This window comes from Brevundimonas sp. (assembly GCF_027487935.1).
GTDB lineage: Bacteria > Pseudomonadota > Alphaproteobacteria > Caulobacterales > Caulobacteraceae > Brevundimonas.
Genome location: NZ_JAIYCP010000002.1, coordinates 90,976 through 97,990, shown reverse-complemented (window position 1 = coordinate 97,990; position 7,015 = coordinate 90,976). Strand labels below are relative to the sequence as shown.

The following is a 7,015-nucleotide window of genomic DNA, read 5'->3' as shown; positions in this document are numbered from 1 at the left end:
CCGGCCTGCTGCGCTGGTTGATGGCTGCGCAGGCCGGCCTATTGCAACCCCAACCAATCACGGCTCAGATCACCCAAGGACTCTCGTTATGGCTGGATGAGAAACGGGGGTCACGTCACCGACCAGCAGCGTCCGGCCTCTGGGCTCCGTTCGGATGCGGTTGATCAGCAGATCGAGTTCCGATCGCGCCATGAACAAGCCGCTGATCGTGCGCTGCCATTCGAGCAGATCCTGGGAGGCGATCTTCGAGTCCGCCTTGGCAGTGGCCAGATCGACGACATCATCACCAGACCGTCGGGCTTGGAGTTCAAAAAGCGCCGACACCTTCTGGTGTGTTTCTTCGATGGTTCTGTCGCGGCCAACGTCCTTCCAGTGTTCCGACGAGAACAGTTCCGTCCGCAATGTTGCGACAAACGCTTCGAGCGCTCGAAGGATTGTCGGTTGGTCCGTATCGAAAATGGCCGCCAAGGCGCGGTTTGCATCGCCATCTCGGACCCAAGGTTCAACAAACCTGGCCATATATTGATCAGCCAGTTCCGAGGCGCTGATGACCGCAGACGGATCAGCTACGCGTTCGATGGCGACGGGAGCCACAACGCCATTCAGGAAACTATCGGACCGAAAATCCTCGGCCAGACTCGGCGCTATCGCGACTGCGGCTTCGATGGCGCGCGCGGTGAGGTCGGCGAGTTCTGACTGCGCCGCCTTGTCTTTGAGGCGCTGTTTTATTCCGGTCGCGCCGCCATCCAGCAACCGCTCTCCAGCCCAAGTGAGCGCCGCTACCAGTCCTGCCGTCAGAATCGCCATGAGGGAAACCTAATGGCGGTTCCACCTTTGTTCCAGACCTCAACTCATGGTTCAGCAACCACCTTCTTCACACAGCCGTCCCCCGATCTGTGCTTTCGTCTAGTGGTGCGGCTTCATGCAAACGTCCCGCACGGCCCATCCAGCTTTCTGGCCGGATGCACCTCACCCAGTCTGCGAAGGAAGGTATGAAGCCAAGATCCTCCTGAACATGCTGCTCGCCGATCAATCGGACAGGGACGACCCGGTTGTCGGAGTTGGTGATTGTGGTTCCAAACACCCGTTCCAGCTCGAAAATGCCTTCGGCGTGGTGCCGCAAGGCGCGATGCCGGAAATCAGCCGTTATGGCTTTGCTTTTGTCGAACCAGTCGTGGAGCGGCTGGTAGTCCTCGACCGTTCCACCCCACTTCGCGACGGACGACCGTGCATGATAGTAGCAATGCGCCATGTCAGACCTCCATTGTCGTAGTGTGGACAGTGCGCCGGTTGTATTCGAGCGTTACGTTGCCCTGTTCCACATCGAACATGAGGGCTCCGTAGGACCCGTCATTGTTGCCCCAGCCCGAGTAACTTTCATCGAGCAGATCATAGCAAAGATCCTCTAACGCCACCGCGAGCAAAGCTGTCGTCGTCACACGCTTCTTCTGATGCCAGCAATGCGCCAATCGTTCCACCGACACCTTTGGCAAAAGTTCTGGATCACTGATGTATTCGCCTTGACTCAGCTCCACTTCCCATTCCGTCATTTGCCCGGCATCCGCACATCCGTCGAAGTAGACCATGACGCTTTTTACGTCAGATTGCCGAAGTGCGGTGAAAACGTTATATTTGTTTTTCTCTATAATTTCGCAATCGTCTTCTACTAGTTCTATTAGCAATTTGCTCTCCTATTGATTTACGCCTGTTGAGTGGCGCTCTTGTGATAGGATGATCTCAAATCAGGGGAGCAAACACCAAATTGATTTTTCATGGCCACGCAAAAATCTTGGACATGATCGCCAGAGCGCCAAGATGGCCTGCTCAGGGGAAACACCCCGTATCGTTTACACACGAGCTCAGTGTCTTCACGAGAAGTCTCAAATGACCTTGGTCTTGTGCGACAGGGAAACCAGCGCCCTAAAACGTCTCACACGAATTAAATTGACGTTTTGAGACACTGTGTTTCACTAGGTCATGACCTCTGTGGAACAAACCCACGTCGGTGGAGCCGTTGTCGGCTACGCGAGAACATCCACGTCCGACCAGATCGCCGGGCTTGAACATCAGATCGGCGAGTTGGAAGCCGCCGGCTGCACCAGGATCTTCTCCGAGCATGTCAGTGCGATCGAGCGTCATCGGCCCGAGCTGGAAGCCGCTCTCGATTGGCTGCGCGATGGCGACACCTTCATTGTCACCAAACCTGACCGCCTCGCGAGGTCGGTCACCGACCTGATGTCGATCGTGGAAAAACTCCGGTCGAGGCGCGTGACCGTCCGAGTCCTTTCCATGCATCTCGACACCTCCAGCCCTACCTCGATGCTGCTACTCTCCATCCTCGGATCGGTAAGCTCCTGGGAGCGGGATGCTATGCTGGAACGGCAGCGGGCCGGCATTTCCCGCGCCAAGGCCCAGGGAAAATATCGCGGGCGCGCACCGACGGCTCGCGCCAAGGCTCCCGAGGTGCTCCGCCTTAAGGCAGAGGGAAAATCGGTCCCGGAGATCGTTCGTGCGACGGGAGTGTCCAGAGCTTCCGTATATCGAGCGTTGAATAGTGACTTTTGACGCCTCGGCATGAGATCATGTTGATTGACGGTTGTGGTGCGACCGCAACTGTCAATCTCCCGTGAGAATCGATGAGATGAAGAGTTCGGCGCACCACGCCGGACTCTTTTCTCATGTTTTCACAGGAACGATATGACCATAAACTTCCCGGATGCTCTCGACGTTATCGAGAGAGCAGCAAACGACCCCGCTCTTCGCGCAGTCATTGCTACCCGCCTCGGCCTTACGGACTCAACGGCCCGTTCCATCGGCGCAAGACCCGTTGGCTTGCCGCCTTTTGCCGAGATCACAGCTCTCCAGATCACGCTCTTCGACAATGGCTCCAAGCCCGTTGGGGCGCAGATCGAGACATGGAATGAGCGGGGCTATGCCAAGCCAGGCCAGTCCGGATACTCGAAGCTCGGGGCGATCAAGCTCTACGACCACAAGACCTTTCGCACGAAGTTACGGAAGCTCCGCAACCGAACCTCGGGTGTGTCGGCCGTTTGGCAAGATTGCCTCGGCTTCTTCCTCGACCAGTTTGGAGAAAGGCACCTGTTCGGCCCCATCATCCAGACCAAGCCAGGACACGGCGTGTGTTACCTCGAAGGCCAAATGGTCGTAGCGGAGATCGAGGGCGGATGTGTCGCCTATGCCGCCCTCTTCAACGGTGCACAAAAGATCGAGGCGACGAATTTTGCTCGCACCTCCTCGATGGGCAAATCGCTCGGATCAAATGTAATGGGTTCGGCCCGGCTGGACTTCAGCGGCGACAATGATGACTGGGCTACGGAGTCCGGTCTCGTGCTCTCGTAGTCCAGCCGTGCTTGGCCGCACTTACGTATATTGAGCGTATGCGTAATACGTAACAGCGACCAGTCGAGAACTCGACTTGCGCTTTGTCCGTAGGGTCCTTTGGACCGGGCTTCTCGCCTTCGGCTCGACGTAGGAGGGGCGCCAAGCCGCCCCTCGCGTAGAGGCCTTTGGCCAGACGCGCTTCGCGCCCGTAGCGGCACCGCCTTCGGCTCGCCGTCGATTTCCCAAACCCATTCCGGCTTCGCCGGCCTCGATCCCCCATAATTATTGGCCGGGCGATATCGCTCCAAAGAACGGCAGGACACGCCCGACCCTCGCCAATGGAGTCGGTCGAACGTCGGCGAAACAGCGGAATTTTCACCCGGTCGCCGCGAGCAACCCGTGCTCGACATGTGTTGGTCTCAGGACGGCAGGCTGGCGACGCGTTCGGCTTCGGGGGAACCCTCGCACGATGCCGTCGGACAGCGGCTCAAGGTTTTCAGCGGCGTCGCAGACCCACTGTGTAGCCAAATAATCTTGCCAGCTCCGGTGCAGATAGTTCGGCGGGAAGCGGCGGCCGAACTGCTGCAGCTGCCATGCACTCGGGCGATGGGGTGCGCGGCGAACGGGCATGCCGGCCTGCTCGGGGGTGCGTCCACCCTTTCTGAGATTGCAAGGCGAACAGGCGGCGACGATGTTTTCCCAGGTCGTCCGACCGCCGCGCGAACGCGGGATCACATGGTCGAAGGTCAGTTCGGCGGAGGCGCTGCAATACTGGCAGGTAAAGCCGTCGCGAAGAAAGACGTTGAAGCGGGTGAAGGCGGGCTGGCGGTCCTGATCGACATAGTTCTTCAGCGCGATAACGCTGGGCAGGACCATTTCCATCGAAGGGCTGCGGACGACCTTGTCATAGGTGGATACGACATCCACGCGGTCCTGATAGACCGCCTTGATCGCTTCCTCCCACGGCCAGATCGACAGCGGATAGTAGGAGAGCGGACGAAAGTCGGCGTTCAGCACCAGCGCGGGCCAGCCGGACGGAGGGCGGCTCTGGACCTGCATCAGGCCCTCGCCGTGCAGGAGAGGATCATCGACGCGACCGGACTGAAGACACGTCTCCTTCCCTGGTTACGGGCAAAGCCTAGCCGTGATTCGACGGCTTGACGATGACCGGGGGACGACAGTTCCGCAACGCTCAGCCCCGTGTGGGGGTCCCGGGAAAGGCCGGCAGGCTCCAGCCCCAGACCAGGGCACCGGCGCGCAGGGCAAAGCCGCAGGGAGCGGCAATCAGGGCAGCGGGCCAGGCGTCGAGGCCCAGGGCGCGTGCGGCGACGAACACCGTCGCGGCCAGAAGGGCGGCGGAGACGGTGATCTCCCGACGCAGCAGGATGGAAGGCTGGCCCGCCAGCAGGTCGCGCACCACACCACCGAAACAGGCGGTGAGGGCTCCCATGACAATGCAGATCAGCGGTGCGACCTGAAAAGCCTCGGCCTTGGCCGCGCCCATAACGCCATAGGCGGCGAGGCCGATGGCATCGAGCCAAAGCAGGGCGCGGAACCGCCAGGGCCGGGCTCCGACCATCCAGACGGCTAGGGAGGCCAGCAGACAGACGGCGATGTAGCGCCAGTCCTGCACCCAGAAGACGGGGGCCCCGATCAGCAGGTCGCGCAATGTGCCGCCGCCGACGCCGGTGATCGCGCCGAAGAAGGCGAAGGTGACCAGATCATGCCGCTGCTGGGCCGCGGCCAGAGCCCCGGTGGCCGCAAAGACGGCCACGCCGGCGAAGTCGAGCGCACCCAGCACGGTCTCCGGATCGGTCAGGGCAGGATCGACGATGGGGCTCACGCGAGATGTTCCTCCAGCACGGCCTCACCGCGCTTGACGGCTCCATACCATCCCCAGAGCAGATGCGCCGCCACGCTGCGATGCGGGGCCCAGATTTTAGCCCGGGCCCAGGCCTGTTTCTCCGTCGGCCGCAGGGCTGCGCCGTCGGCCCAGCGGATGGCTTCCTGCAGGGCGATGTCGCCGCCGGGGAAGATGTCCTGACGGCCCTCGCAGAACATCAGAAAGGTCTCGGCGGTCCATCTGCCGACGCCCTTGATGGCAACCAGCCGCGCGATCGCATCCGCATCCGACAGCCCCTCCAGATGGTCGAAATCGATCCGGCCCTCGACCTGGGCGAGGGCGATCTCATAAGCGTATTTCGCCTTCTGGCCGGACAGGCCGAAGGTGCGCAGCCGCAGCGGGTCGCACGCCAGAACGGCCCGGGGCGTGATGTCCCCATCCAGCCCCTCGACCACCCGCCTCCAGATCGCGGCGGCGGCCGCGACCGAGACCTGCTGGTCCACGATCATGTGGAACAGACCTTCATAACCGCCGGTCCGCAACCGCCATTCGAAAGCCGGGGTGACCGCATGCGCCCGGGCCAGTGCGGGATCCAGGGTAACCAGCACCTCCCGGGCGGCTGCGATCTGGACGGGATTCAACGGCACAGGCATGGGGGCTCATCGACAGGGGCGGATGCCCGTTCTAGAATTTCGGCATGACCACTCTGGACGAACTTCTGCATCCGATCACGCGCGACCGGTTCGATGCGGACTACAATGACCGAAAGCCGCTGCACATTCCCGCAGAAGCCGGAGCCCCCAAACGCGCGATTCTGGACTGGGCCCGGTTCAACGCCCTGCTGGACCAGAGCTCGATCTGGACCGCGCAAAGCCTCAAATTGGTCTTCAACGGCCAGCCCATCCCGCCAGAGCAATACTGTATCGAGGCGCGGTCGCAGTCAGGCGTGGCCCTGCGGCCGTCGCCCGCGAAGGTCCAGAACCTGCTGGCCATGGGGGCCAGCGTCATCGCCGGAGACGTCCAAGAGCTGACGCCGGAGCTGCGCGCGCTGTCGCATCGGCTGGGGCGTGATTTCGCCGGGCTGGTCGGCGCCAATGTCTATTGCTCCTTCGGCGGGGTGCAGGCCTTCGACACCCATTTCGACCTGCATCATGTCTTTGCCTTGCAGGTGGAGGGCGAGAAAACCTGGCGGCTGTATGAGAACCGTGCCGACGCGCCGGTGAGCTTTCCGGTCGACGACGCCGAAGCCCGGCGCTGGTTCGCCCAGACGCGCGGCCAGCTGATGAGCGAGGTGACAATGCGGCCGGGCGATGTGCTCTACCTGCCGCGCGGCTGGTACCACGACGCCCTCACCACCGAGGGCGCGTCGCTGCATGTGACCTTTTCGGTGAGTCCGCTCTACGGGCGGGTCCTGTTCGGTCTGCTTGAGTCCGCAGCCATGCAGGACCCCGCCTTCCGTCAATGGCTCGTCCCGGGCACCGATGGCGGCGTCCAGCTCGCCCGGCAACTGGCGGACCTGGGCCGCCGTCTGGCCGAGCTGTCAGCCTTGCCCGCCTTCCGCGACGAGGTCCTGATGGCCCAGGAGCGCCTCGTGCCGCGCGGAACGGCCTATGGGCTGCCGGCGCGGGCAAGCCTGACCCTGTATCGACCGACCGGCCTGAGGTCGCCAAAGGTGGAGGGTCCCCCAAGGGTCGCGATCGAATGGGCGACGGGCCAGACGCAGTTCGCCCTCGAAGACGTCATCGCCCAATTCGACTTCATCTCCGAACCTGCACTGAGAGACGCCTTTGAGTCCGCCATCGGACTCGGTGTGTTCAAGGCGCTCTGAAG

General features: G+C 61.9%; 8 protein-coding genes and 1 pseudogene. 3 read left to right on the top strand and 6 right to left on the bottom strand.

The window, feature by feature from the left end; genetic code table 11:
- Positions 1-69 precede the first annotated feature (69 nt).
- The 3 genes from Q0053_RS00715 to Q0053_RS00705 form a co-directional block, all read right to left on the bottom strand.
- Complete coding sequence (locus tag Q0053_RS00715) at positions 70-807, bottom strand: hypothetical protein (RefSeq protein ID WP_298094619.1); 738 nt, start codon at positions 805-807, stop codon at positions 70-72.
- Between the two features lie 67 nt (positions 808-874).
- Entirely contained in the window at positions 875-1,252 is a 378-nt protein-coding gene (locus tag Q0053_RS00710; RefSeq protein WP_298094616.1) for a hypothetical protein, read from the bottom strand.
- Between the two features lies 1 nt (position 1,253).
- The gene (locus Q0053_RS00705; protein ID WP_367276667.1) at positions 1,254-1,682 is read right to left on the bottom strand and encodes a DUF6878 family protein; all 429 of its coding nucleotides are present in this window, start codon (positions 1,680-1,682) and stop codon (positions 1,254-1,256) included.
- Positions 1,683-1,977: 295 nt separating this feature from the next.
- On the opposite strand from Q0053_RS00705, the gene Q0053_RS00700 reads away from it, so the two are divergent.
- Both Q0053_RS00700 and Q0053_RS00695 read left to right on the top strand, forming a co-directional pair.
- On the top strand, positions 1,978-2,565 hold the full coding sequence (locus tag Q0053_RS00700; RefSeq protein ID WP_298094611.1) for a recombinase family protein: 588 nt from the start codon (positions 1,978-1,980) through the stop codon (positions 2,563-2,565).
- Between the two features lie 132 nt (positions 2,566-2,697).
- Positions 2,698-3,360 (top strand): hypothetical protein, encoded by a 663-nt coding sequence (locus tag Q0053_RS00695; RefSeq protein WP_298094609.1) that lies wholly within the window; start codon positions 2,698-2,700, stop codon positions 3,358-3,360.
- A gap of 507 nt (positions 3,361-3,867) precedes the next feature.
- Here Q0053_RS00695 and Q0053_RS00690 read toward each other — a convergent pair.
- From Q0053_RS00690 to Q0053_RS00680, 3 genes and pseudogenes are all read right to left on the bottom strand, one after another.
- Positions 3,868-4,401, bottom strand: a pseudogene (locus tag Q0053_RS00690) (HNH endonuclease); the annotation flags it as partial.
- 133 nt (positions 4,402-4,534) lie between these two features.
- Positions 4,535-5,185 (bottom strand): trimeric intracellular cation channel family protein, encoded by a 651-nt coding sequence (locus tag Q0053_RS00685; protein ID WP_298094606.1) that lies wholly within the window; start codon positions 5,183-5,185, stop codon positions 4,535-4,537.
- Positions 5,182-5,838 carry a DNA-3-methyladenine glycosylase 2 family protein gene (locus tag Q0053_RS00680; protein ID WP_298094603.1) on the bottom strand — a complete coding sequence of 219 codons (657 nt, stop codon included), beginning with the start codon at positions 5,836-5,838 and terminating at the stop codon, positions 5,182-5,184. The genes Q0053_RS00685 and Q0053_RS00680 overlap by 4 nt, the downstream gene beginning before the upstream one ends.
- Positions 5,839-5,882: 44 nt before the next feature.
- Between Q0053_RS00680 and Q0053_RS00675 the strand changes: the two genes are divergently transcribed.
- On the top strand, positions 5,883-7,013 hold the full coding sequence (locus Q0053_RS00675; protein WP_298094600.1) for a cupin domain-containing protein: 1,131 nt from the start codon (positions 5,883-5,885) through the stop codon (positions 7,011-7,013).
- The last annotated feature ends 2 nt before the right edge of the window (positions 7,014-7,015 follow it).

Excerpts from the sequence above, each read along its gene's own strand:
- Q0053_RS00715 (WP_298094619.1), bottom strand. The coding sequence starts at position 807 with ATGGCGATTCTGACGGCAGGACTGGTAGCGGCGCTCACTTGGGCTGGA.
- Q0053_RS00710 (WP_298094616.1), bottom strand. The coding sequence starts at position 1,252 with ATGGCGCATTGCTACTATCATGCACGGTCGTCCGTCGCGAAGTGGGGT.
- Q0053_RS00700 (WP_298094611.1), top strand. The coding sequence starts at position 1,978 with ATGACCTCTGTGGAACAAACCCACGTCGGTGGAGCCGTTGTCGGCTAC.
- Q0053_RS00695 (WP_298094609.1), top strand. The coding sequence starts at position 2,698 with ATGACCATAAACTTCCCGGATGCTCTCGACGTTATCGAGAGAGCAGCA.
- Q0053_RS00680 (WP_298094603.1), bottom strand. The coding sequence starts at position 5,838 with ATGCCTGTGCCGTTGAATCCCGTCCAGATCGCAGCCGCCCGGGAGGTG.
- Q0053_RS00675 (WP_298094600.1), top strand. The coding sequence starts at position 5,883 with ATGACCACTCTGGACGAACTTCTGCATCCGATCACGCGCGACCGGTTC.